Annotated in this window: 23 protein-coding genes, 1 other RNA gene and 2 pseudogenes; 14 read left to right on the top strand and 12 right to left on the bottom strand. The window is 49.8% G+C overall.

Going from position 1 to position 25758, the window contains the following annotated elements; all coding sequences use genetic code 11:
• Positions 1-49: 49 nt before the first annotated feature.
• Positions 50-568, top strand: coding sequence for a thiol peroxidase (gene tpx / locus NYE29_RS32165; RefSeq protein WP_076112318.1), 519 nt, complete (start codon positions 50-52; stop codon positions 566-568).
• Between the two features lie 190 nt (positions 569-758).
• Here tpx and NYE29_RS32170 read toward each other — a convergent pair whose 3' ends face one another.
• From NYE29_RS32170 to NYE29_RS32180, 3 genes are all read right to left on the bottom strand, one after another.
• Complete coding sequence (locus NYE29_RS32170; protein ID WP_340899150.1) at positions 759-1148, bottom strand: DUF1499 domain-containing protein; 390 nt, start codon at positions 1146-1148, stop codon at positions 759-761.
• A 161-nt stretch (positions 1149-1309) separates the two neighbouring features.
• Positions 1310-1502: non-coding RNA, 6S RNA (ssrS, locus tag NYE29_RS32175), on the bottom strand.
• A gap of 103 nt (positions 1503-1605) precedes the next feature.
• On the bottom strand, positions 1606-2460 hold the full coding sequence (locus tag NYE29_RS32180; protein ID WP_340899151.1) for a YesL family protein: 855 nt from the start codon (positions 2458-2460) through the stop codon (positions 1606-1608).
• 179 nt (positions 2461-2639) lie between these two features.
• On the opposite strand from NYE29_RS32180, the gene NYE29_RS32185 reads away from it, so the two are divergent.
• The gene (locus NYE29_RS32185) at positions 2640-2738 is read left to right on the top strand and encodes a dihydroorotate dehydrogenase (protein ID WP_144024380.1); all 99 of its coding nucleotides are present in this window, start codon (positions 2640-2642) and stop codon (positions 2736-2738) included.
• Positions 2739-2834: 96 nt separating this feature from the next.
• On the opposite strand, the gene NYE29_RS32190 is transcribed toward NYE29_RS32185, so the two are convergent.
• A complete protein-coding gene (locus NYE29_RS32190) occupies positions 2835-4481 on the bottom strand; it encodes a DEAD/DEAH box helicase (RefSeq protein WP_340899152.1) in 1647 nt (548 codons plus the stop codon).
• 317 nt (positions 4482-4798) lie between these two features.
• On the opposite strand from NYE29_RS32190, the gene NYE29_RS32195 reads away from it, so the two are divergent.
• The 4 genes from NYE29_RS32195 to NYE29_RS32210 all read left to right on the top strand — a co-directional run bounded on the left by NYE29_RS32195 (position 4799) and on the right by NYE29_RS32210 (position 8990).
• Positions 4799-5632, top strand: coding sequence for a YitT family protein (locus NYE29_RS32195; protein ID WP_340899153.1), 834 nt, complete (start codon positions 4799-4801; stop codon positions 5630-5632).
• 161 nt (positions 5633-5793) lie between these two features.
• The gene (locus NYE29_RS32200; protein WP_038589654.1) at positions 5794-5988 is read left to right on the top strand and encodes a hypothetical protein; all 195 of its coding nucleotides are present in this window, start codon (positions 5794-5796) and stop codon (positions 5986-5988) included.
• A gap of 237 nt (positions 5989-6225) precedes the next feature.
• Entirely contained in the window at positions 6226-7482 is a 1257-nt protein-coding gene (locus NYE29_RS32205) for a putative glycoside hydrolase (protein WP_340899154.1), read from the top strand.
• Between the two features lie 140 nt (positions 7483-7622).
• Positions 7623-8990, top strand: coding sequence for an MATE family efflux transporter (locus tag NYE29_RS32210; protein ID WP_340899155.1), 1368 nt, complete (start codon positions 7623-7625; stop codon positions 8988-8990).
• 209 nt (positions 8991-9199) lie between these two features.
• Here the strand turns inward: NYE29_RS32210 and NYE29_RS32215 are convergent, their stop codons facing one another.
• Together NYE29_RS32215 and NYE29_RS32220 are read right to left on the bottom strand one after the other, a co-directional pair.
• Positions 9200-9679, bottom strand: coding sequence for a DUF3471 domain-containing protein (locus NYE29_RS32215; protein WP_340899156.1), 480 nt, complete (start codon positions 9677-9679; stop codon positions 9200-9202).
• A gap of 44 nt (positions 9680-9723) precedes the next feature.
• A pseudogene (locus NYE29_RS32220) lies at positions 9724-10342 on the bottom strand (group II intron maturase-specific domain-containing protein); the annotation flags it as partial.
• A gap of 352 nt (positions 10343-10694) precedes the next feature.
• On the opposite strand from NYE29_RS32220, the gene NYE29_RS32225 reads away from it, so the two are divergent.
• The 4 genes from NYE29_RS32225 to NYE29_RS32240 all read left to right on the top strand — a co-directional run bounded on the left by NYE29_RS32225 (position 10695) and on the right by NYE29_RS32240 (position 15808).
• Positions 10695-11381: a response regulator transcription factor gene (locus NYE29_RS32225; RefSeq protein WP_340899157.1), complete on the top strand. Its 687-nt coding sequence runs from the start codon at positions 10695-10697 to the stop codon at positions 11379-11381.
• Positions 11378-12637, top strand: a complete 1260-nt coding sequence (locus tag NYE29_RS32230) for a sensor histidine kinase (RefSeq protein ID WP_340899158.1) — start codon at positions 11378-11380, stop codon at positions 12635-12637. The genes NYE29_RS32225 and NYE29_RS32230 overlap by 4 nt, the downstream gene beginning before the upstream one ends.
• Before the next feature lie 70 nt (positions 12638-12707).
• A complete protein-coding gene (locus NYE29_RS32235; protein WP_340899159.1) occupies positions 12708-13388 on the top strand; it encodes an ABC transporter ATP-binding protein in 681 nt (226 codons plus the stop codon).
• Positions 13385-15808, top strand: a complete 2424-nt coding sequence (locus NYE29_RS32240; RefSeq protein ID WP_340899160.1) for an ABC transporter permease — start codon at positions 13385-13387, stop codon at positions 15806-15808. Before NYE29_RS32235 ends, NYE29_RS32240 begins: the two co-directional genes overlap by 4 nt.
• A gap of 213 nt (positions 15809-16021) precedes the next feature.
• Here NYE29_RS32240 and NYE29_RS34695 read toward each other — a convergent pair.
• The 5 genes and pseudogenes from NYE29_RS34695 to NYE29_RS32260 all read right to left on the bottom strand — a co-directional run.
• Positions 16022-16183: pseudogene (locus NYE29_RS34695) on the bottom strand (group II intron reverse transcriptase); the annotation flags it as partial.
• A 59-nt stretch (positions 16184-16242) separates the two neighbouring features.
• On the bottom strand, positions 16243-16503 hold the full coding sequence (locus tag NYE29_RS32245) for a metal-sensitive transcriptional regulator (RefSeq protein ID WP_038589645.1): 261 nt from the start codon (positions 16501-16503) through the stop codon (positions 16243-16245).
• 14 nt (positions 16504-16517) lie between these two features.
• Positions 16518-19001, bottom strand: coding sequence for a CoA-disulfide reductase (locus NYE29_RS32250; protein WP_340899162.1), 2484 nt, complete (start codon positions 18999-19001; stop codon positions 16518-16520).
• Between the two features lie 127 nt (positions 19002-19128).
• Entirely contained in the window at positions 19129-20100 is a 972-nt protein-coding gene (gene pfkA, locus NYE29_RS32255; protein ID WP_038589639.1) for a 6-phosphofructokinase, read from the bottom strand.
• 66 nt (positions 20101-20166) lie between these two features.
• A complete protein-coding gene (locus tag NYE29_RS32260; RefSeq protein ID WP_340899163.1) occupies positions 20167-21249 on the bottom strand; it encodes a tetraprenyl-beta-curcumene synthase family protein in 1083 nt (360 codons plus the stop codon).
• A 192-nt stretch (positions 21250-21441) separates the two neighbouring features.
• Here NYE29_RS32260 and NYE29_RS32265 point away from each other — a divergent pair, with 192 nt between their 5' ends.
• Entirely contained in the window at positions 21442-22719 is a 1278-nt protein-coding gene (locus NYE29_RS32265; RefSeq protein WP_052091991.1) for an MFS transporter, read from the top strand.
• A gap of 187 nt (positions 22720-22906) precedes the next feature.
• Here the strand turns inward: NYE29_RS32265 and NYE29_RS32270 are convergent, their stop codons facing one another.
• Positions 22907-23104, bottom strand: a complete 198-nt coding sequence (locus tag NYE29_RS32270) for a cold shock domain-containing protein (RefSeq protein WP_019911834.1) — start codon at positions 23102-23104, stop codon at positions 22907-22909.
• Positions 23105-23276: 172 nt separating this feature from the next.
• Between NYE29_RS32270 and NYE29_RS32275 the strand changes: the two genes are divergently transcribed.
• The 3 genes from NYE29_RS32275 (at position 23277) to pepF (ending at position 25687) form a co-directional block, all read left to right on the top strand.
• Positions 23277-23510: a hypothetical protein gene (locus tag NYE29_RS32275; RefSeq protein WP_154117809.1), complete on the top strand. Its 234-nt coding sequence runs from the start codon at positions 23277-23279 to the stop codon at positions 23508-23510.
• A 6-nt stretch (positions 23511-23516) separates the two neighbouring features.
• Positions 23517-23687 carry a hypothetical protein gene (locus NYE29_RS32280; RefSeq protein WP_179091794.1) on the top strand — a complete coding sequence of 57 codons (171 nt, stop codon included), beginning with the start codon at positions 23517-23519 and terminating at the stop codon, positions 23685-23687.
• Between the two features lie 209 nt (positions 23688-23896).
• Positions 23897-25687 (top strand): oligoendopeptidase F, encoded by a 1791-nt coding sequence (pepF, locus tag NYE29_RS32285; RefSeq protein ID WP_038599338.1) that lies wholly within the window; start codon positions 23897-23899, stop codon positions 25685-25687.
• Positions 25688-25758 lie beyond the last annotated feature (71 nt).

Below are 25758 nucleotides of genomic sequence, written 5' to 3' on the forward strand. Positions count from 1 at the left end.
ATTGTGGCAGTAAGAATCCAATATTGCAATTCAAGGAGGAACCAAGGATATGACGCAAGAAAGAACAGGCGTGGCCGCATTTAAAGGCAACCCCATCACACTGGTGGGTCCGCAGCTCAAAGCCGGAGATTCCGCACCACAGTTCACAGTGAGCAAGAATCTGCTGGAAGATACTTCCCTCAGTGATTACGCCGGCAAAATCAAGCTGATCAGCGTGGTGCCTTCTCTGGATACCGGTGTATGCGATGCGCAGACCCGCCGCTTCAACAGCGAGGCCGCAGAGCTCGGCGATGATGTCGTTATTCTCACCATCAGTATGGATCTTCCGTTCGCCCAAGCCCGCTGGTGCGGCGCCGCCGGCATTGACCGGGTCATCACACTGTCTGATCACAAGGAAGCAGCCTTCGGACAAGCCTACGGCGTCCTGATTAAAGAATTCCGTCTGGACATGCGTTCCATCTTCGTAATCGACAAAAACGATACTTTGGCTTATGTGGAGTATCTCGGCGAAATGTCCGAGCATCCCAATTACGAGGCCGCTATTGCAGCTGCAAAGGAACTGCTGTAGCCTCCAGCCGAATTGTATTTCATTCGTAGTACATGAAAATCTATAAGTTCTTATTCTTAAAAAAAAGCGGCAGAAGGTCATCCTTCTCCCGCTTTTTGCTTATGGGTAACCTTATTGTTCAATGACAGGCTGCATCTTCACACTTCACGAAACCGTATACAATCTCTGAACAGAAAAGTGCAGCTTGCCTTTATTCTGTCTTGTATTTGCCCAGCTTCCTATCAAGAGACTGGTACAGACGCTGAATTACTCGATAGTTGGCGCCCAGGTCGCCAAGCGAACCTCTGGATGCCGAGTACATATCTACGCCGCAACGCACCGGCGAGGTATTTAGCACCGACACAGTAATATCCAGCGTACGCCCGAATGCTGTTCTCTTCTCAAGCGTAATCTCTCCTACAGATTGCACTTCATGAAGCACTTTGAAGCCAGGAATCTTCTTCAGCGTTGAGGATATTTCTTCCCACGCCTTATCTCTAGAAAGAGTGTAGTAACGCGTCTTTAATGCCGGATCTTTTGCACGGTCGCTTGTTCCGTCATGACTGCGAAATAAACCGACCAAGGTTCTTTTCAACGACAAAATTCTTCCCCCTCTTCAAATCCCAAGTTCATTAGTCTAAGTGTAACACTCTTATCCCAGGAACAAAAGGGCATTGCTCACTTTCACCTTGTTCACTATAAACAAAAAGGTACCCCATCCCCGCGGGTAAGCGGGTAACAGGGCACCTTGTCAAAAACAGTAGAAAACCCGCCTATGCCGTCCGGCTACAGTGTCTTCTGAACCTGCTATAGCAGGTGGGTGACCGCAGAAGTCGTTTTTGAATTCCCCGCGTCGTATAGACAGGGCCTTTCAGCCGCGCTTCGTATAGATCTCCCAAGACATTATCATTGGTTCAAAACAACGAGCAACCGTAAACGTACATCGCAGGATTTGTTACTATTATATTGCGTCTTGACGAAAAAGTAAACCTGTATGCGCTTTAATTTACACTGGAATAAATTTCTCGCCTAATTTCGCGGCTTATGTGTAATTAATGTTAAATCCGTTTTTTATCTTTATCTGAATCGTACTCATCATCGTCGTCATCATCGTCGTCATCATCTTCATCGTAATCTTCTGCCTCAAGCAATTCCGCAGCTTCTCTTTCAGCGGCCTCCTGGGCTTCCAGTTCCTGTTGCTTCTTCTTCTCCACCTGCAGTTGCAGCTTGTTGTATGTAGCGTAAAAGTTAAAGAAGGCGAAAAAGGCAATCAGTGTAGGAATACACAAGGCGTAAAGCACCGGATACTTCAGACCTATATAGACAAGAACCGCTGCACCAATAAGCGTGGAGAATACGCGGATCGGCCGGGCGATTGTCAACAAAACGGAGTTGGTCACCACTTCTTTGAAGGTCATTTGATAATGAACCACAATCGAGAAGAAATTAAACATGGAGACGAACAAAATAATCATCAGCACCAGCATCAAAATACCGACGATTCTGAAATTCGCCATTTGCGTCATGTATACGGTCACATCTACGTACATCACAACAAACAGCACTGTGTAAATTAATCCCCCAAGCATACTCTTGAAATAATTTTCTTTGTACCCCTGGAAAAAAGTGCGGAATGTGCTAACATCGCTATTGCCCATAACCCATTTGCGTACAACCGTAAATAGTGCCGCTGTTGCCGGGAACACCGTAAACGGTGCCAAAATACCCATCGCCCAGTTCAGTGTGATCTGTTCATTGGGGCCGCCTGCACCCGATCCCCACATAATCATCTTCATTACTCCCATGAACAGAAACGGAACCGAACAGATTGCCCACAAAATGTTACTGAAGGCGATACGTGAAATCCATTCCGTGACGCGGTATAGACCGCCCATTGCTCCTTTAAACTCCAATTCCCTTCCTCCTGTCTGTCTCGCGCATACTGCGTATCTTAACTATACCTTATTTGACCCGGACTTTTCCAGCGCCCATTCTTAAGATTCTGGGTTATGGTCTATGCAAGCCCGACGATCCGTCCATATATTAGGAACGTAACCATTACAATCACCTTAATTCAAAGGAGGTTTTACCTATGTCCTCACCAGTTGGCTGCAACGTCTGGACTTCCACAGGCACTATCCTCGTTCTGTTCATCCTGCTCGTTATTATCACCCGTACTTTTGTTATCTAAGGCATGAAACACAAAGCCTAAATATGTTCAATTGTACAAAAAGAAGACGAGAACCGTTAACCGGTACTCGTCTTCTTCCATTATTGCCGGTGCTGCTTAAATGTCGTAATCTTCGCGTTTAGCCGGACGAGTACTTGTGCTGCTTGGACGCGCCGATGGTTTGCGGTCGGCACTGCTGTCGCGGTTGCCTTTGTAACCGCCGCTGCTGCTGTTGCTGCCGTAGCCGCTGCTGTAACCACCACGGGTTGTGCTGCCGCTGCTACTGTCGCGGTTGCCTTTATAGCCGCCGCCATAGCTGCTGCCGCTATCACGGTTGCCTTTATAGCCACCGCCTGTGCCGGAACCAGTGCGGTTGCCGCCATAGCCGCCATTAGGCTTGCGGCCGCTGCGGATGTCATTCTTGCCGCCGCGGCGTTTTGCGCGGATCGGATCTTCCGGTGTCAATTCAACCTGTGTATCCTTGTTGTCGCCGGTAAGCAATTTCATTGCTGCGGAGAGCAGTTGTACAGAATCATATTGCTCCAGCAATTGAATCGCGATGCCTTTGTATTCGTTCAGCTCGCCGCCTTCTTCAACCATTGCCAGCAGACGTTCTGCAGTGATGCGTTGTTTGCCTTCAATTGCCTCAGCCATTGTTGGCAGCGGTTTGCGGGTAATCCGGTGACGGGTTACACGCTCGATCAGATGAAGGTGGTCCATTTCACGCGGAGTCACGAATGACCACGCTGTTCCTTCTTTACCTGCACGGCCTGTACGGCCGATACGGTGTACATAACTTTCCGGATCTTGCGGAAGGTCAAAGTTGATAACATGTGTTACACCGGAAACGTCGAGTCCGCGCGCCGCTACGTCAGTAGCTACCAGCACATCAATGCTGCCGTCACGGAATTTACGCATAACCGCATCACGTTGGTTCTGGGACAAGTCGCCATGCAATCCGTCAGCGGAATATCCGCGTTTCTGGAGGCCTTCGGCAAGCTCGTCAACCCGGCGTTTGGTACGTCCGAAGACGATTGCCAAATCTGGGGATTCCATATCGATCAGACGGCTCAGTGCTTCAAACTTCTGGCGCTCAGGAACTTCGATATAGGCTTGGTCAATCAATGGAGCGCTGATTTGTTTTGGAATTACGGAAACATGTTGCGGGTTCTTCAGGAACTGTTGGGCGAGACGTTGAATGTTAGGAGGCATTGTTGCTGAGAACAACATGGTTTGACGTTCTTCCGGCACGAGCTTGAGGATCGTCTGGATGTCTTCCATGAAGCCCATATCCAGCATTTCATCAGCTTCATCCAATACGATGGTCTGCACATCATCAAGACGGATCGTCTTGCGGTTGATGTGATCCAGAAGGCGTCCAGGTGTTCCGATAATGATCTGTGGTTTCTTCTTCAATCCGCGGATTTGACGGCCGATATCCTGTCCGCCGTAAATAGCCAGTGAACGCAGACCCTTGAAGCGGGTCAGTTTGCCGATTTCTTCAGCAACCTGAATCGCAAGCTCACGGGTTGGCGTCATAATTAGCGCCAGGATTTTTTCTTCTTCCCGAGCAATTTTGGAGATGAGGGGAATACCGAAAGCGGCTGTTTTGCCCGTACCGGTCTGTGCCTGGCCGATCAAGTCTGCTCCAGTCAGCGCGAGCGGGATTGCCTGCTCCTGAATGGGTGTTGCTTCCTCAAATCCTAGCTCTGTGATTGCTTGAAGTACTTTTGGCTCCAAGCCGAATTCTGCGAATGTTTTCAAATTATTCATGCTCCTTCTATACAGTGGACATTCCACATGCTTGTCTGTATTCTTAAGTAGCGGTAAACACATTTATAGGCTGTCCAAACATGCCGTAATCTCTGCATGGTTTACGCGTATTGGGACGAAAAAATGTCCTATGATCAAGCTTGGTTATTTAGCCTGAACAATTGTAGCTTCACATCCGAAGCAATGCAAAAGTACCATTGTAACGTTCTACTCAAGAATATCCTATACATTATATCACAAACCCGATCAGGAATACCAGTGTATTCCTTACTTTCATTACTTACATTACACGTCAGAGGTGAATTTGCTTGTTACGACTAAGACAACTAGGAAATTACCTTGCCATCATCCTGGGTTCGGCGATGATAGCAAGCGGCTTCAACCTGTTCTTAATCCCCCACCGGCTGCTAAGCGGAGGGGTATCCGGTGTTGCAATGTTAGTGGGTTATTTCACACCCCTTAACATCAGTCTGCTATATCTGCTCTTCAATGTGCCGCTGCTTGTGGCAGGGTGGTTTCAGCTCGGGCGCAGATTTATTATTCTCAGCATTGTATCCGTAGGGGCCACAACTTGGCTAATGACGCTGGTACCGCAGACAGCTGTAGCCTCGGATATGCTTCTTGCCTCCGTTTTCGGCGGAGTGCTGGTAGGTGTCGGCAGCGGTATTTCCTTCCGGGTTGGAGGATCTACGGGCGGCTTTGACATTATCGGCTCCATTATTACGCGCTACCGCGACTTCCCGATCGGGAATGTGCTTGTAGGGCTGAATGGTATTGTCATTCTGGCCGCCGCCTATTTTGACGACAATTGGAATTTAGCTCTTGCGTCGATGGTCTCCATTTATGTAACCGGAAAGGTCGTTGACCTGATTCACATCAGTCATGTTAAAGTGACTGTCTATATCGTAACCACAAGGACAGACGAACTGCTTCAGCAGCTTCTGGGCCTGCAACGCGGGGTCACAAAGATCAAAACAGAGGGCGCTTATTCTCATGTTGAACGGGACATGCTAATGACAGTGACTACCCGCTACGAGCTCGCAGAGCTTAAAAGAATCATTAGATCCAGCGATCCCCAGGCTTTTGTGAACATTGTGGAAACCGTTGGAGTCATGGGTTCCTTCCGCAAAAGATCACATTGAAAGAAATGCGCATAAATTAAAACTGTGATATATTATACTCACGCAGGACCCTTACAATTTCATGAAGATTGGGATTTACCCCTCTTTTTTCCGGCACTTCGTTTTACGGGTGTACCCTGAATTCAATTCAGTACCATTCGAAAAAGGAAAGGGTGATTTTTATGGAAATGGAAACGGTAAAACTGTCAGCAATCGTCATGAGGTGGTATCCTGATATGATGCCGTTTCTCAAGCAGAATGAATTGAATTCCGTAATCGTTCTGCGTGACGGTCTGAGTATTCTGGAACCGGCAGATGCCATGGATATCATCCATTACAGCATTTGCGAGCATCAGAATTCTGCGTATCTTCAGTGAGTAAAACGTTTCGAAGCAATCTTCATAGTTGCCGCTTGGGGTTCGGCTATGTGCCGGGTCCGGGCGGCATTTACTTTTTAACAGGACCGTTTAAAATCTGTACATCCCGTTTATAAACAACAAGAGCGGTTATTTTTAACAGCCAAAAATTACAGGGATTGTTACAAGTCTGTTCTTTTTGGCAGCTGCCGTTCCTTTATACTTTAAGGGAATGTACATAAAGGGAGAGAATAGCAAATGAACATCACCTGGGCATTACTGATGATGGCCCTGGGAGGCGTTGGCGTGCCGCATGGCGGACACGACTCTGACGTGACGGCTGCATTACAGTCCGCCACCAATCCCCCCATCATCGCAGAGCACAGCAGCAATCCAAACGGAGCATCGGCATCACCAAACGCCACAGGCGGCACCAATTCCCCTACTCCGGTTACAAGCGCTTCACCCGGAAATGAAGCAGGAGGTACTGACGGCGCGATTCTTGCCGATCCGCAGCCGGATGCCCCCAAGGTTAAAGGTATTTATGTGACAGCCTACAGTGCAGGCGGAGCACGGATGGAAACGCTGCTTAACCTGCTTGATAAAACAGAATTAAATTCCATGGTCATCGATATTAAGGATGATGCGGGATATATTACCTACAAGACAGACAATGCGGAACTTCAGAAGCTGGGTCATCCCCAGCCGTTCATCGGTGATATCAACAAGCTGATGACCCGCCTAAAGGAGCATGACGTATATCCGATTGCCCGGATCGTAGTCTTTAAGGACTCTGTTCTCGCCAAGAAGAAGCCGGAAATGTCATTCGTAAATACAAATGGCACAGTCTGGAGCAATAAAGGCGGAGACAGCTTCGTCAATCCCTATAATGAAGATGTATGGAAATACAATGTAGACATCGCCAAGGAAGCCGCCAAATTGGGCTTCAAGGAAATCCAGTTCGATTACGTCCGTTTCCCGGAAGGCTTCGAGAAACGTGCTGATACTCTTAAATATACCAAGAATGACAGACCACGTGTAGAAATCATTGGCGACTTCGTTAAATACGCCAAAGCAGAGCTAAATCCGCTGGGCGTACGGGTATCAGTTGATATTTTTGGATATGCCGCTTCTGTTCCCGCTGCGGAAGGCATAGGCCAGGATTTCGTGAAAATATCGAAGAATGTGGACGTCATCAGCCCGATGGTATACCCAAGCCATTATTCAACAGGATGGTTCGATGTGAAAGACCCTGACAAAGACCCTTACGCGACCATTAAGGGTTCTATGGTCGATACACATAAGAAGCTCGACCCTCTGGGAAGCTACAAACCGATTATCCGTCCCTGGATTCAGGACTTCACCGCAAGCTGGCTTGGAAGCGGCCATTATGTGAAATACGGCAAGACGCAGGTGGAAGACCAGATCCGGGCTTTGAAAGACGAGAAAGTGGATGAATTCCTCCTCTGGAATGCCAACAACCGTTATACTTCGGGTGTAGATTACGAGAAATAATGACTACAGCAATTATCCTTGATGAAATCAATCAGCAAATATAAGCCAAGGACCCGGCGCCCTGCCGGGTCTTTTACTGATAATATAAGGATTTATAGGTTACACACTTTTATAAAATTCAGATGACGAGGCACAAACCGATGATACATACTACTTCTCTTAAACAAAAGGCAAGCCAATTCCTGCATATTTTATTTCCTATTCTTGTTACGCAGATTGCATTGTCAGCTATTACTTTCTTTGATACCAATATGTCCGGCAAATTCGGCACGGATGATCTGGCCGGCGTAGCCATCGGTACCAGCTTATGGATCCCGATTCAAACCGGGCTTAGCGGCATACTCATGGGTATAACCCCGATTGTGTCCAATTTAATAGGCAACCGCCGGGATAAAGATGTCGCTTATCAGGTGACCCAGGGCATCTGGCTCTCACTGATTGTTTCTCTGCTCGTCCTCGTGATCGGCGGTTTCGCTCTGTCGCCTGTTCTTGATTTTATGAATCTGGAGCCGCAAGTACGGAATATCGCTTTCCGCTTCCTATGTGCCATTTCCTTCGGTATCATCCCTCTGTTCGGCTACACGGTAGTCCGCAGCTGTATCGATGCATTAGGGCAGACAAGAGTTTCGATGTTCATCACGCTAATTGCTTTACCTGTCAATGTTGGGCTGAACTATCTGCTTATCTTCGGAAATTTCGGTTTCCCGCGCCTTGGGGGAGTCGGAGCCGGGGTCGCATCGGCTATCACCTACTGGGTGATCTTCGGAATTGCCCTGACCTTCATTTACCACTCCGAGCCCTTCAAAAGCCTGCAGCTGTTCCGCAAGTTCTACGCCATATCGCTGAGCAGCTTCAAAGAGCTGCTTAAGATCGGCGTGCCTATCGGATTTTCCATCTTTTTTGAAACGGCGGTTTTCTCGGCAGTAACACTGCTCATGAGCCGGTTCGACACAGTAACCATTGCAGCTCATCAGGCGGCGATCAACTTCGCCTCCACCCTGTACATGATTCCGCTCAGCATCTGCATGAGCCTGACTATTCTCGTCGGCTTTGAGAACGGGTCCGGCAGGCAGAAGGATGCCCGCCAATACGGCATTATGGGCATCGCCTCGGCCGCCGTGCTGTCGCTGCTGACTGCTCTCGTCCTCTTGTTCGCCGGCGATTCGGTTGCCGGACTTTATTCCGACGAACCCGAGGTCATCTCCCTGATTCAGCACTTTTTGATTTACGCGATCTTCTTCCAGATCTCCGATGCCATTGCCACGCCGACGCAAGGGGTGCTGCGGGGTTATAAGGATGTAAACCCGGCATTCATCATTTGCTTCGCCGCCTATTGGGTAATTGGCCTGCCTACTGGCTATGTCCTGGCGACTTATACCGATATGGGCGCCTACGGCTACTGGGTTGGACTGATTACCGGTCTGGCGATTGGAGCCATTCTGCTGCTGACACGGCTAGTCAAAGTCCAGCGGCGGTTTGCCTTGATGTTCGGTGAAAATAAAGTTTAGACTGGAGTCGTTGATTTAATGCGATTTTAAAATTGAAAATCGTCAGCTTTTGAATAATAAGTTTTAGACTGATCCATTAAACGAAGCAGCGGCGGACCAAGACTTGATAAATATAGTCTTAGACTGCCGCTGTTATCATTCAAATACAGTACTCCGTTAGTTTAATCATTATATTCAACGATTAGCATAACGACGGTCTTAGTCAGGTCTCACGATCGGCCCCGTTCCATCTCATCATTGCTGCCAAAGTATAAATGCTGAACTCTTCCGTTCTCTTCCCCCACAAATTCCACTTCCGCTAAGTCCTCACGAAAGAAAAAGCGAGTGTCGTTCAGGGGATACATTGCGAGAGGCATACCATTATTGAGTCGCATATAAAGCCGGTCGTCCTCCACGACTACATCAGCGAATATAACTTGCCCCGCCAATTCATTGTTGAACCGGTACCTCCCAGCATAACGCTTGTATACAGAGGAATCGACTTCAGCGATGATTCTCTCTGCCGAGGGCAGCGGAATCTCGTAGTCCTCACCGCACAGGATATGCTCCATCGCATCAACCACTTGCTGGATATACTGAAGGTCTTTCTCCTGTCGGGTAAAGGACTGGCGCGGTACCCATAGGTCCGTTTCCAGTCCCTCCCCTAAGAACTGCTCGTGAGGTTTTCCCTCAAGCAGTTCACCCCGCAAACTTCGTCGAAAGGGTTATGTGACGTATTGCATATCAGACACTTTCATCGGTAACCGTCTGCGTTTTTCAGGGGATGAACTTTCCAGTCCCAATATAGCCCCAGTACGCCATACAGGTATTCGTTACTCCATCTCCGCCATCCAATGCTACTTTTCCCTCTCAGTTTCCTTCTGGTCAGTAGTGTCCGGAGTTTTATCTCTGTATAGTCCCGTACTTCACTGAATGCATCACTAGTGTTTCCCACTCGGAAATAGTTCACCCATCCTGCCAATATCGCATTCAGTTGCTTTACGATGTCCATGGCTGGTTTCGCACCTCCGTTTTGAATGACTTCACGGATTCGTGCTTTGACTACTATACAGGCTTTCTTTTTCGGTGTCATGAAGATGAAGTACCCGGATTTACTTCTGTTCTGAACTCTCCGTAGGTCAAACCCCAGAAAAGTGAAGGCATTTACCATTCGGGTTTTCTCCAGGTTGATTCAACACCCAGTGGTTTCAATTGTTCGTGCAGCCGCTGCAGTGCCAGTTCTGCCCATCCTCGTCTGCTAGAGTGTCCGCTCACAGTGATCAGCATGTCGTCGGCAAACCGATGGTAATTGACGGCTTCGTAGTTCCCTTCCGCCGTAAGCATTCGACCGTTTCGAAAGTCCGCCAGTCCAATCGTCTGCTTCAGCAACACTTCTCCTTGATCTATTAGTGTAATTTCATGATCAATCAATTCTAGAGTACTTTACATCCGACTCACCGCCTGCTTAATTAAGAAAAGTCTCGACAATCATTCGCAACCTACCAGAATTGGTTGTTCTGGCACAAACAAATTAAATACTATATGATTAAAGTTGTTTTTTTGCGATTGTGTGCGGCAGGATCGGACTCTCACTGTTTACTTTTCCCATTTTTGCAGCTTTTCAATTTCAGCTTATCCGATTGATTTTGGGGCAGACGGCAGCATGATAATATGGATGGAAAATCTATGAAATGACAAGCCACAGAGAAAGAGAGGTAGACTGCAATGAATTCTATTTTGCTGGTGGAGGATGATTTGAGCCTGATTGACGGACTGGAGTTTTCCCTGCAAAAAAACGGGTTTCATGTCGATATCGCCAGAACCGTAAAGGAAGCTCTTCCGATCATAGAGCGGCAATGCCACGATCTGCTCCTGCTGGATTTGACCCTGCCTGACGGCAGCGGTTTTGATATATGCAAAAAAGTGCGGCAGTCCTCCGCCGTGCCCATCATCTTCCTGACCGCATCCGACGAGGAGGTCAACGTGGTCATGGGCCTGGATATCGGCGGCGACGATTACATTGCCAAGCCGTTTAAGCTGAACGAGCTGATCTCGCGGATCAACGCTCTACTGCGCCGGTCCGGCCTAAGCCATACACAGCAGACGGTGCTGCAGTCCAACGGCGTGACGGTCAGGCTGCTGGAAACCTGCGTGTTCAAGGATGACCGCGAAATCGAGCTGACTCCTGCGGAATACCGGCTGCTGTGCCTGCTGATGCAGCATCCGAATGCGGTGCTGCCCAGAGAAATGCTGCTGGACAAGCTATGGGACAATAACGGCAGCTTTATCGACGACAACACATTGTCCGTCTATGTGCGGCGGCTGCGCAGCAAAACCGAAGACGACCCGGAGAACCCGCAGTTTCTCCTTACCGCACGCGGTCTGGGCTACAAATGGAAAGTGACGAAATGAGGGAACAATTGATGGGGATCATGGTCGGCAAAAATATAAAGCTTCTGTTTGCTGCCATCGCGGCCCTCCTGCTCGGCGCACTGCTTGCCGGGCAATTGACCGTAAAGCTTATGGCCGACGATTACAAGCAGCGCATGCTCGCCCACGATTCCGAATTGGCCGGCTATTTGACCGAGAGCGGCCTCCCGCCGCACCGCATCGCCGCCCTATTCACCGCCTCCAAAACCGAAGAACAGGCCGCAGCCGGGCAGCGGCTGCTGAATGGCGCCGCCTATAACGGCGACACTCCAATCAGCCTGCTGCCCGAAGTAGCCGGCTTTCAGCAGAAGTACGCGCTGCTGCTACTCGCCCTGTCCGTCTGTTTCGGGCTGGCGCTTCTTACCGTCCTGCTGCTGTTCATTCTGCGGCAGAACGCCATGCTGAAACGGGCCAATGCCGCGCTCATCGGCTTTATGGAAGGCGATGTCAAGCTGCGGCTGGACGATCAGGCCGAAGGGAGCTTCTCCCGGCTGTTTACATCCATCAATATGCTGGCCACCTCCCTGACCGCCCATATCAGCAGGGAAAGACAGAACAAGGAGTTTCTGAGAGACATCATTTCCGACATCTCACATCAGCTCAAAACCCCGCTGGCCGCGCTGCTGATGTATGGCGAGATCATTCAGGATGAACGAACCGGAAACGATGTCGTGGACAAGTTTACTTCAAAAAGTCGGCGCGAACTGCTGCGGATGGAGCATTTGATCCAGAGCCTGCTGAAGCTGGCCAGGCTCGACGCGGGCGCGATCGCACTGGAGCAGGCTGAACAGCCGCTGCGGGCGGTGCTGGAGGCGGCAATGCAGGGCTTCCGCACCCGCGCGGAGCTGGAAGGCAAGACGGTGGTTCTCAGCTGCCGTGAGGACATCCGTCTAAACTGCGACAAGGAATGGCTGCTCGAGGCGGTCAGCAATATTGTCAAAAATGCGCTGGATCATACGGAAGCCGGGGACAAGCTGGAGATCGCCGGCGATGAGACCCCGCTATTTACCGAAATCACGATCACCGACAACGGAACAGGCATTCATCCCGAGGATATTCATTCCGTCTTCAAGCGCTTTTACCGGAGCCGATTCTCCAAAGACAAGCAAGGCGCCGGCATCGGGCTGACGTTGTCCAGGTCGATTGTGGAAAAACACGGAGGCACCATTACCGTAGAAAGCAAGCTCAGCAAAGGAACGGTTTTTCGCATCGTTTTCCCCAAGCTTACAATTCTGTAAGCCACCGTTCACCGGGGTGTAAGGCAGCCATGCTATCATCTCATTAAATCAAGCGAATGAGGTGTTTATGTTGGATATACTTGTAACCGAACGGTTATGCAAAACCTACGGCAAAGCCGAGACCAGGATCGATGCCCTGAAGGAAGCTTCCTTTACGGTAGCCAAAGGAGAATTTGTTTCGATTGTCGGGCCGTCCGGCTCAGGCAAAAGCACACTGCTGAACCTGCTCGGCGCGCTGGATGTACCGACATCCGGCAAGGTGCTTCTGGATGGCCGCGACATTTATGCGATGAATGAAAATGAATTGTCGGTGTTTCGCAGACGCAACATCGGATTTATTTTTCAGGCCTACAATCTGGTACCGGAATTGAACGTGGAGGAAAATATGGCTCTGCCGCTGCTGCTCGATTATCAGAAGCCGGATAAACAGCATATCGGTGAGCTGCTTGATATTCTCGGGCTGGCGGAGCGCAGGCATCATCTGCCGAACCAGCTGTCCGGCGGCCAGCAGCAGCGGGTGGCTATCGGGCGGGCGCTGGCCACAAAGCCGGCTCTCATCCTGGCTGATGAGCCGACGGGCAACCTTGACAGCAAAAACAGCGGCGAAGTCATGAATCTGCTACGGCTGTCCGTTGCCAAATATCGCCAGACCTTGATTATGATCACCCATAATACCAATTACGCCACCTTTGCCGACCGTGTGCTCGGTGTAGAGGATGGAGTCGTAACCGAGCTTGGAGGCGACCGATGATCGGCCATTACCTGGGCCTGGCCCCCAGGTATCTTGCCGCCCACCGGAAGAAGACCCGCCTCACCATTACTAGCGTTGCCATTGCTGTTGCACTCGTGACTGGTATTTTCTCCATGCTGGAGGTATTCCAGCAATTTTCCAAAACCCAGATTATCCATGATCGCGGCAACTACCACATTGCGATTATCCAGCCTTCCGAACAAGAAATCAATATGCTGGCCATCCGCAAGGATGTCAACAACGCCGGAAGATGGCTGAACTTCGGACAAGTGAAGGCGAACGAAATAAACAGCGCGGCAAGTGCAATAGACCCCTCTTTTGCCAAAAATATGAACATCACTCTGGTTGAAGGCCGCTACCCGACCGGGGACAACGAAATCATGATTGAACAGTGGGCAGCAGACAAGCTGTACCTGAATACCAAGCTGAACGGGACGGTCAACATCGCTTTTTCCGACAAGATCGTGCGGAATTTCACCGTAAGCGGAATATGCAAAGATTTCGGCAATATGAAGGCGAGCGGCAATCCGGGCATCTTTATGTCTATGGCGGCAGCGGATAAGCTGAAAAAAAGCCTTCTTACTAGTGAGTTGTACGTGATCGAATTCAAAAACCGGGTCAATATTGCTGCTGCAGAAAAAAATATCGCCGAGACACTCGGAATCGACAAAGACAGAATCGACCGCAACAACCGTCTCCTGGCCGCGATCGGTCAGAACAAGGGAGGGGCGGCAACTCAGCTTTACGTGACCGGCGGTATTTTATTCTGCATCGTCCTGATCGCCGGAGTCATGATGATCTACAATGCGTTCAACATCTCGGTGATGGAGCGGATACGACAGTTCGGCCTCCTGAGATGTATCGGCGCTTCTCCAGCCCAGATCAGAAAGCTGGTCAGACGGGAAGGGCTGGCCATTACCGTCAGGGCCATTCCCATCGGAGTGCTCACCGGAATGCTGCTCACTTTGGGCTGTTCGGCCATTCTGAAATATTACAATGCCAGTCTGTTCGCCGATATTCCGTTGTTCACATTCAGCGTTATTGGCATCGCCACTGGCGTCGCTGTCGGTCTCCTGACCGTGTTCTCAGCCGTTCTGCTGCCTGCCCGCAAAGCCGCCCGCGTCGCTCCAGTCCGTGCTGTAACGGGCAGCAATGACCTGAAAATTTCCGTCCGCAGAAAAAGAGGCTGGTTGACCAAACTGTTCAAGGCGGAGATCGCAATGGGCATTTGCAATGTTGCCGCCAAAAAGAAAACCCTTATCCTGATGGTCTGCTCCATCGCGGTCAGCATCGTTATGTTCATGGGATTCCAGGTCTTTGTTGATTTACTCCATTCTGACCGGAAAACGACCAAACCGTACACACCCGACATTTCGCTGGTCGCCAAGCAAGGCGATCTGGACGGCGCGCTGTACGACAAGCTGCAACAGCTGGACGGTTTGAAAAAAGTATACGGGAGAATGTATGGTGATGTTGCCGCCAGCTTTGACGCCTCAAAGCTGAGTGAAGCCTATAAGAAGGAAATGGGTGGGGTCGATGTTACAGCGGACGGACGTTTTGTTCCGCCTGAGAAGTCCTGGCTGATTTCCTACGATCAGGCGCAGCTGGATTGGGCCAAGGAGGAATTGCTGGAAGGCGAACTGTCGGAGGAACAGCTTAACTCCCTGAACGGAATTATTGCGGTAGCCCTTCATTACCGGGGCCGCAGAGCGGATACGACCAGCTTAAAACTCGGCGACAAAGTAACCATTGAGACCAGCGCCGGCTTAAAGGAAATGACCGTACTGGGAATTGTGCGCTCGCTCCCTTTCAGCAACAAGGAAAAAACATTGACCAGTTTCATTACGACCGAAAAGCTGTTCCGCGAGCTGACCGGAAAAAGGGCCTACCAGGTGATTGATATCCAGTTGAAGAAGTCCGGCCAGGAGCAGGCTGTGAATGAAATCAAAGCGGTGCTGGACAGCGACACTACTTTTCAAGACTATCGCCAGCGAAACGCTGAGCTGGATCAGACCTTTTTTACGATGGCCGTGTTTATCTACGGATTTGTAGGAGTCATCGGCTTGATCAGCGTGCTGAACATCATCAACACCATGAACACCAGCATCGCCGCCAAAACCAAATATTTGGGCGTCATGCGGGCGGTAGGCATGTCCGGCGCCCAGCTCAGCCGGATGGTGCTGGCCGAAGCCGCTGCCTACAGCCTGACCGGCGGGATCGTCGGCTGCCTGCTCGGCACCGCCTTGCAAAAGACACTGATTGAAAGCCAGCTCACCCGGTTCCAGATTATCTGGGAGATTCCGTACCTGCAGATCGGCCTCATTCTCCTGCTCGTCCTGGCAGCAGCGGCAGTTTCCGTCATCGCCCCGTTGAAACGGGTGAAAAAACAGGGCATCGCCGAGGTGATCGGCTCGCTTTAAGGAAATGGTATCCTGACTCGACATTGGTTTATTGGGTCAGGATATTTTTTGCTGGAATTGTGAATGGTAATTTATTAGAAAATTTCATTAAAGTAGCAATGGGTGAGCCTTTGATGTAATCGCCAGCTTTTCCCCTGCTCCGCACGGAGCGTGCCAGTTTCCAAAGCACTCCGCGCTCCATCTAACGAAAAGTCTCGTTCATAAGTTCCTCGTTATACGCAAATTACTGAATTTGTCACTGCCGCCAAGATGCAGCGGAACGTAGTGATGGCAGTGAACATCGGAAGCGAACAAGTACATTTCCGTAATTTCGAATTTTCATAGTTTCATGCTATATCGACTGATTCGGTTATCCATATATTCGATGCTTCGGTTCATATAATTAATCCAAAAAAGGAACAGCGCGCTCATCCGCGACTGTTCCTTTTTTTGAGTTAACGACTTTTTACAAGCATCTCTACCGCTTCCTTAATCACTTTATCCGGTGAATTGCCCTGCTCCAGCTCCTCCTGAATGCATTGCTCCAGATTAGCGCCGATAACAGCACCCACAGTGCGGTCTACAGCTGTTCTTATTGCCGTCAGCTGGGTCACAATCTCCCGGCAATCCTGCCCTTCCTCCAGCATGCCCAGCACACCACGTACCTGGCCCTCAATACGCTTCAATCTGTTTTTGATGCCTTTATCATATTCCATACATCCCACATCCTTTAGATAAACAAATTCACACCCGAATCCTCAGCGGCTCCCAGATAACTGGCTACCCCGCCAAAATCAACGCCATCCATTAATTCTTCCTGCTTGATGCCCATGATGTCCATACTCATCGTGCAGGCAATGATCTTTACGCCGGCATTCAGCGCACCCTGCATCAGCTGTTCCAGAGAGTCCACATTTTTCCGTTTCATTGCATGCCGTATCAGCCTTGCACCCAGCCCGCCCATGTTCATTCTGGACAACGGCAGCTTTGTGGTACCCTGAGGCATCATCATTCCGAACATTTTATCCAACCCTTTTTTCTTAACCGGAGAAGCATTTCTCTGACGCAGAACATTCAACCCCCAGAAGGTAAAGAACATGGTCACCTGCTTGCCCATCGCTGCCGCACCGGAGGCAATAATAAAGGAAGCAATCGTCTTGTCCAGATCACCGCTGAACACAATCATCGTCGTACCCTCCTTGGCTTCAGAAGGCACTGCTGGCAAGGCTTCTCCCGTCACCCTGTTTAACCCTTTACGTACAAGAGCCTTCACTTTCCCTTCCGACACATCCACCGATTCCAGCGTATTCTGCGTCTTGAGGCACCACTGCTTAATATCTGCGGCAAAACCGAAATCCGTAGCAGCAATCTCCAGCTGCTGTCCTTCCTGCATGGACTTTACAGTCTCATATACTTTGAGTATAGGGCCCGGACACTGCAGTCCGCAAGCATCCAGCAACAGCAGCTGCTCCCCGCTGCCGCTTTGTGCCCTGTCATCTAAAGATTCCGGAGAAGTTGGTAAATGGGCTGCCGTATCTGGGCTGCTCTCCTCTGGCGGCAGGATGTCCTTCACTGCCATGACAGCATACGTTTTGTATCCACCATCAACATTCTTCACTCTGTATCCATGCTGACTCAGCATTCTTGCAGCAATATAGCCTCTAAGCCCTACCTGGCAGGATACCGCGATCTCCTGATCCGCTGGAATCTCGGCAAGCCGGTTTCTCAGTTCGGACAGTGGAATGTTTACTGAGCCGGGAATGGAACCTGCCAGCCGTTCCACCTCGTCCCTGACGTCGATGATCAGTCCGCCCTTGGCGGAGAAAGTATCCACCTCATGCCACTGCAGATTACTGACTAATCCATCCACAACATTGGAAGCGGCATACCCGGCCATATTGACGGGGTCCTTAGCCGAAGAATATGGCGGTGCATAAGCCAGCTCTATATCTGCCAGCTCGTTCACTTTCAGCTTGCCGCGAATAGCAGTGGCAATGACATCAATCCGCTTGTCAGCACCGTCTGCCCCCACAGCCTGTGCTCCGTATATATCACCATTATCTGGATTGAACAGCAGCTTCATGGCAATCGGGGATGCCCCGGGATAATAACCCGCATGTGAATTGGGATGGATATGAATGGCCTCATAAGGGACACCGAGAGCTGTGAGCGTCTTCTCATTGTTCCCCGTAACCGCTGAGGTCAGGTTAAAGGTCTTAATGATTGCCGTTCCCAAAGCTCCATCATAGGAGATGGCGTGACCGTTGATATGATCTGCCGCTAGACGGCCTTGCCGGTTCGCTCCCCATGCCAGAGAAACCATAGTGGCGAATCCATGATTGCGGTCCTTGACCTCGATGGCATCGCCGACGGCATAAATATCGGGATCGCTGGTCTGCAGGGTAGAACTGACCTTAACCGCGCCGCGGATTCCCAGCTCTAGACCGCTGTGGCGGGCAAGCTCATTCTCTGGAGTGACTCCAATTGCCATAATGATCATCTCGGTCCTGATCACGTCTCCAGAAGAAAGGCGCAGCATTCCGCCCTGTTGCTCAAAAGCCTCCACTCCCTCATTCAGCCTTACCTCTACGCCGTGCATCCGGAGATGCTCTTCCACAGGTTTGGCCATTTCCGGGTCCAGCGGATTCAAGAGCTGTGCACCGCGGTCAATAATCGTCACCTCAAGTCCACGTTCACGAAGGTTCTCCGCCATTTCCAGTCCGATAAAACCTCCGCCGATAACCGTGGCATGCTTAGGACGCATACTGTCAACATAAGATTTAATCCGGTCCGTATCCGGGATATTTCTTAAGGTGAACACATTCTTGGCCTCGGAGAGACCTGGAATATCAGGCACAATGGGTCTGGCTCCCGGGGACAGAATCAGGATGTCATATGGAATCTCCCCCGTCTCACCCGTACGGACATCACGGTAATGAACAAGTTTATGCTGGCGTACAATTTCCGTTACTTCAGTAAGCACACGAACATCTATGTTAAATCGTTCCTTGATACCCTTGGGCGTCTGAAGAAACAGCTTATCGCGGGAATCAATTGTTTCACCAATATAATAAGGCAGTCCGCAGTTGGCAAACGATACATGCTCCCCGCGTTCAAACAGGATGATCTCATCCTGTTCATTCAGTCTCCGCAGCCTCGCGGCAGCTGTCGCTCCACCGGCAACGCCACCGATAATAATGATTGTTTTACCCATATTCTTATCCTCCTTATAATTATACCCCATGGGGTATATAATATACGGGTGGGGGTATATTGTCAAACACAAAAAACCGCCTATCTCTAGGCGGCTTGTGAAGCAGCGTTTGCTGCTCTCTTGTATTCTATTGGGAAAGACGGGAAGCCAGCTCGTACAATTCCGTATCGAAATCTTTCTTCGTATTCACCACAGTATCGATATCGGTAAGCGTCAGCTCGCCTTTAATAATGCCGCAGCCTTTATCCGATTCACCTTCGAGCAGTTTGCGAACAGCAAAGTCACCCAAACGGCTTGCCAGGTTACGGTCTCCTGGAGTCGGAGTACCTCCGCGCTGAATATGACCCAGAACCGTTACGCGGGCATCCAGTGAAGCATGGCGGTCTTTCAACGCTTGTGCAACGTCTTCGCCCTTGCCTACACCTTCAGCGACAATAACGATACTGTGGCGTTTGCCTCTGGCAAAGTTGTCACGCATCCGGTCAGCCACCTCGTTGAGGTCATAAGGCATTTCCGGTACGAGAATGGTTTCGGCTCCGGAGGCCAGGCCTGCATGAAGAGCAATATCTCCGCAGTGGCGTCCCATAACTTCTACAATGGAGGAACGCTCATGCGAGGACATGGTGTCACGAAGCTTGTTAATGGCATCTACAACTACCCCTACTGCCGTATCAAAGCCAATCGTGTAGTCCGTGAAAGAAATGTCATTATCAATCGTACCCGGCAAAGCCATTGTCTTAATTCCCAGCTTGCTGAGCTTGTTAGCCCCTTTGTAAGAGCCGTCACCACCGATAACTACAAGGCCGTCGATGCCCATTTCGTTCAGGATGTCCGCACCTTTCTGCTGACCTTCAGGCTTCACGAATTCAAGACATCGCGCAGACTGCAGAATGGTACCTCCACGTTGAATAATATCGCCTACACTGCGCAGATCCATCGGGAAAATGTCCCGGTTCAGCAGACCCTGATAGCCGCGCTGGATACCATACACTTCAACCCCGTAAAAAATTGCGCTGCGCACTACCGCGCGAACAGCGGCGTTCATGCCCTGTGAGTCTCCTCCACTGGTCAATACTGCGATTTTTTTAACATTAGTCATCCTGTTTGTTCCTCCTTAAAATTGTGCAGTGCCCATCCCTTCTTGAGGAAATGCGCTCCACGACATCTAATACATGTGTTTGCGGATCCAGCGGCTGTTCACAAAAAAGAACAGTCTGGTCAGCGGGCTCTTTCTCATCAGACGCTTCGATACCGTGCGAACCTCCCGCTGTTCGCTGACTTTCGGATCGGATAAATAAAGTGCCAGAAGCCCCTCAATCACCATGCGGTGCATGGAGGTCTCGGGAAGATTACGGACATCCTTACGGGCCCACTCCACGATGGAAGCGATCCGGTTCAGCATAGTATCTGAATTGTCATAATAATTGCAGAAATTAAGATCACCGCCGGCCCGGTCTTCATCCTGATCGATCAGGTAATCCAACATAATGTGCAATCCGCAAAGATGCGGAAAATACGCAGCACGAATCGAAACCGATGCCGATTTAGTCAGCTTGGGGTCGCAAGAGGCCAGAAAAAGCATAAATACACCCAGCGTGGAACCTGTTGCTGCTGCAAACTCATTCCATTGAAGATGCGGAGCACGCTTTCCCTCTTTCGCCCACCACTCCTTCAGGGCATCTTCCCTGAGTTCGGGGCTTATGTGCTTATAAACCTGCAAATCCGTATACAGTACAGCCAGATCATGAATCTCCGCGACCGCCGAAGCATACCCGGGCAAAAGCGCGGTCATCTCCTGACACTTGCGGACCAGCCTGTACAAATATCCGCCGTCATTCTGCTCGCTGCGCAGCGCATAATAATTAATAGGCTCTGCACCGGGGGTAATTGCGTCCAGCATGGATTGATGCAGCAGCCTGAAATCGGCAGGATCCAGCGAAGTACTGCGATCACATAAGTTGTCCAGATAATCACTGATCGTTTGATATGCGACAATTAACGGAATCAATATATGTCTCATTGACAAATTACCGGCGGCATAAATCCCGCCGCCTTCACAATGAAACTGTTTCGTTTCAATGCTGGCAAGCGCTTGCTTGCGGAGCTCGGGATCGGGAATCCCTTCCGCATCCTGGCGCCAGAAGCCCAGACATTCCCGCACTTCCGGCAGCACGTACTTGTAGACCCTGTTCATAAGCCCAATAGGGCCCCGCGGGCTAAGGTAACGGCCTTGCTCAAATTCACTCAATGACAGTGCCTCCACATTGTTGTCTCCTTATCCAAATCATCATTATTATAATATCATCAACGTATTTGTACAAACAACAAAATCACTTTCGCAAAAGGTTGAAAGATTCAGAAATACCTCAATTTTAACAAACATGCCGACTTTTCTTTATGCTATACTATCCGTATTTGATATCCGGAGGAGTGCAACTTCATGTATTCAGGACGGACCGGCGGCCGGTACAGCGATCAGAACTGGCTGCGATCCTTTATGTTCACACTTTACGGCACAAGTGTGCTGGTAGTTTCGTATTTCCCGCTATTCTATACCCATCTGGGCTTCAGCAGCCCTCAGGTCGGACTGATATATTCTGTCGGACCGCTGATCTCCATTCTTTCCAATCTGTTCTGGAGCATGGTCAGCGACCGGCTGGGCACGATCAAAAAGATCATGGCTATCCTCCTGGCAGGTCAATTGGTAACTGCAATAATGCTGGCTAGGGCCACCGGCTTTACAAGTGTTATGCTTATTATTTCCCTTTTCTATTTCTTCTATTACCCGGTTTTTCCGCTTGCAGACACTATGGCCATCAAAATAGCGCAGCGCCACGGACGCAACTTCATCGCCATACGCGTGTTCGGCTCTCTCGGGTATTCCTTCTTCGCGCTCACCATCGGCTACGTTCTGCGGGCCTTAGGTCCTTCCTACAGCATTACCGTCTGTCTTGTTATCATTGCTGCCGCACTCCTTATCACCTTCGGGCTGAAGGATGCCAAGCGGAATGATGAAGCAACCGGGAGCAGTGTCAGCTCTGGAGAGCCCCCTGTCAAGAGCGGCGGACTTAAAGAAATTTTACTGCAAAAGGAAGTGCTGTGGTTCTTCGGCTGTGTATTCGTACTCGCCCTCGGCCACAGAATGAATGAAGCTTTTCTAACACTCAGCCTGAAAGGAATGAATGCCGGTGATGAAGTCATCGGCTGGGCACTGCTCGCTTCGGCACTTAGCGAAATCCCTGTCTTCTTTTTGCTCAGCAAATATGGAGAAAGATTCAAAGAGCTGCCGCTGCTCGCGATTGGCAGCCTTATGTATGCCTTGCGCTTTCTGCTTATGTCGCTGGCCGATGTTCCAGGGGCCATTATCGCTATTCAGGCGATGCACAGCATTTCGTTCGGAGTTTTTTATGTGACGGCCGTCCGGTACATTACACGGATCATTCCCGACCACCTGCGTGCAACAGGACTCGCTCTCTTCACGGTGGTGTGGTCCAGCGCCTCCGGCCTGCTCAGCGGCACATTCGGAGGCCTGATTTTTCAGGACGCCGGACGAGAAGTTTTTTACCTGGTGGCCACGGGCTTTTCGCTGCTCGCCTTCCTTGGGTTTCTCGGCAAGCATCTCGTTGATGTTGGAGGAGGCCCCGGACGTTATTTTAACCGTAAAATAAAACCTGCCGCCAGCAAGCCGCCGGATTCGCCCTTCCCGCCGGCTCAATAAAACAAGAGACCTTACTGCCCAGACTATGGCAGGTAAGGTCTCTTCTCTATAATAAAAAACCCAAATAAAAAAACACAGTTCCCGAAAGAACTGTGTGTCTTGTAAGTTGATGGTTACCACTCTTGCAAGTGCTTTGCCATAAATCAAATATATATTGCGGCTGACAGCTGAACTGTCCGGCCGTTTCTTATAATTTAACTACGTTAGCTGCTTGAGGACCACGGTTACCGTCAGTGATATCGAATTCAACTGCTTGACCTTCGTCCAAAGTCTTGAAACCGTCGCCTTGAATTGCTGAGAAGTGAACGAATACATCTTCGCCGCCTTCTACTTGAAGGAAACCATAACCTTTTTCTGCGTTAAACCATTTTACTGTACCTTTCAAATGAACAACCTCCTAAAAATAGCGCCATATATGGCGTATGCTTACATTATAACCCAACTATTCCTGCAAAGCAATCCATGAATTTCCTATATTAGTGATTTCATTTGCTTTTCCCTTCCCCGGTGCGTTATCATTGAGCCAAAAGCCAAAAATCGCCAGGGTGGTAATGATAATGATCAAAAAACATGAAATATACAAAACAGACAAGTGGAACATGATGACTGTCGAGGTTCAGGGACGCTACATTATTCTCCGTGAAATTTCTGATCAATGGGGAGAAGAAACGCATACCTTTATGAGCCGTCCGGCCATGATGCAATGGGTCAACAACCGGTTCAACAAAGAATCCTATAAAGATAATGAAGAAGAATACAAGAATATCATCACTGCCTTCAAGCAGGTATAACCGGACATGGATAACGAGAATCTCGTAATATATGTAGTCGTTGTTCTATGCCTTGGAGCTGTGCTGATTATGGGCAGGGACAAGATGCCGCCGCGCATGAAGCGCGGCATGGCCCTGACTGCCGTAATCCTGATTGCCATGGCTTTTGTCTTCATTATTTATAGCTTGTTGGCATAACTTCTGTAAATTGTGCTTAAGCGTTAATAATCAGAATTTGGCAGGGCATACTAAGCCGACTTTAAGATCTAGGAGGCTGCAGTATGTCCTTTCGCGCCAAATCTCTGCCGCTTCTGCTTGCGTTCAGCCTGCTGCCGGGCAACTATTCCGCTTCAGCTGCGCCGCAGAAGATTATGCCTACTACATCCCATCATTCAAGGAGGATTTCTATGGAACAATTATTGAAGAGAAGTGAAGTGCCCGCCGAGAACCGCTGGAAGCTTGAAGATATGTTTGCTTCACAGAAGGAATGGGATGCAGAATACGCTGAAGTTAAAGAGCTGATTAAGAAAACAGCCGATTTTCAGGGAAAGCTTGATTCTTCCGACAAGCTGAAGGCCTGCTTCGAGCTCGATGACCAGCTGTCGTTGCTGACTGAACGCCTCTATGTATATGCGCATATGCGTCAGGATGAAGATACGGCTGCCCCAACCTATCAGGCACTTACCCAAAAAGCGAAAAAGCTTAGTGTCGAAGCCGGAGAAGCTCTCTCTTTTGTAACACCTGAGATTCTGTCCCTGCCGGATGAGACTTTGGACCGGTTCATTGCTGATCCTTCCTTATCGGCTTACACGTTCACTTTGACGGAAATGAAGCGTGAAAAGGCGCATGTCCTGTCCAAAGCAGAAGAAGCCCTGCTCGCCCAGGTCGGCAATATCTCCCAGGCACCGCAGACGATCTTCAGCATGCTGAACAATGCGGACCTGAAGTTTCCCAAGGTCAAGAATGAAGAAGGCAAGGAAGTAGAGCTGACACACGGCAGCTATATCCAGTTCCTGGAGAGCCCTGACCGCGAAGTTCGGCGGAATGCTTTTAAAGCAGTCTACGAAACTTACGGCAAGCAAAAAAACACCATTGCCTCCACCCTTAGCGCAAATGTGAATAAGAACGTATTCTACTCACGTGTGCGCAAGTATCCCTCCGTTCTGGAAATGTCGCTGTACGGTGACAACATTCCAAAAGAGGTATATACCAACCTGATCGACACCATTCACGAAAGCCTGCCGCTGATGCACCGTTACATGAAGCTGCGCCAGAAGCTGCTCGGGGTTGACGAGTTACATATGTATGACCTGTTCGCTCCGCTTGTGGACGAATATAAGCTGGACATTACCTTTGAAGAAGCCAAGAAAATCACCAAAGAAGGCCTGAAGCCTCTCGGCGAAGATTACCTGAGTGTGCTGCAGGAAGGCTATGACAATGGCTGGATCGATATTTACGAGAATGAGAACAAACGCACCGGCGCCTACAGCTGGGGTTCCTACGGCACCCATCCTTATGTGCTGCTGAACCATAACGACAACCTGAACAGCATGTTCACGCTGGCGCATGAAATGGGCCACGCCCTTCACTCCTACTATTCGGACAATGCGCTGAAATACCGGGATGCACAGTACACCATTTTCCTTGCGGAAGTGGCTTCCACAACCAACGAAGCACTGCTGATGGATTATCTGCTGAACAAGTCGACTGATCCGAAGGAAAAAATGTACCTGCTTACCTATTATGCCGACCAGTTCCGGACTACAGTATTCCGGCAAACAATGTTCGCCGAGTTCGAGAAAATCATTCACCAGCGCGCGGAAGACGGCGAATCGCTTACTCCGCAGGATCTTTCGGCTGTGTACTATGACCTTAACGTCAAATACTACGGCAAAGACATGGTTGTGGACAAAGATATCGAAATGGAATGGGCACGGATTCCGCATTTCTACAACAGCTTCTACGTCTACAAATATGCTACCGGCTTCTCGGCTGCAACCAGCTTCGCGAAGCAGATTCTTGAAGAAGGCAAACCGGCGGTGGACCGCTATCTTGGCTTCCTGAAGAGCGGCGGCAGTGACTATTCGATCAACATTCTGTCCAAAGCCGGAGTAGATATGTCTTCTCCTGAACCGATCCGCGAAGCTATGAGCGTGTTCGAAAGCGTGATTGAGCAAATGGAACAGTTGACCAAATAAGGCAGAAAGCTTAGTATTACATTAATCCCTTGCCCTTTGCGGGCGAGGGATTTATATTGTCATACCGTCTA

Origin of the sequence: Paenibacillus sp. FSL M7-1046, from assembly GCF_038007405.1 — a bacterium.
Classification (GTDB): domain Bacteria; phylum Bacillota; class Bacilli; order Paenibacillales; family Paenibacillaceae; genus Paenibacillus_AQ.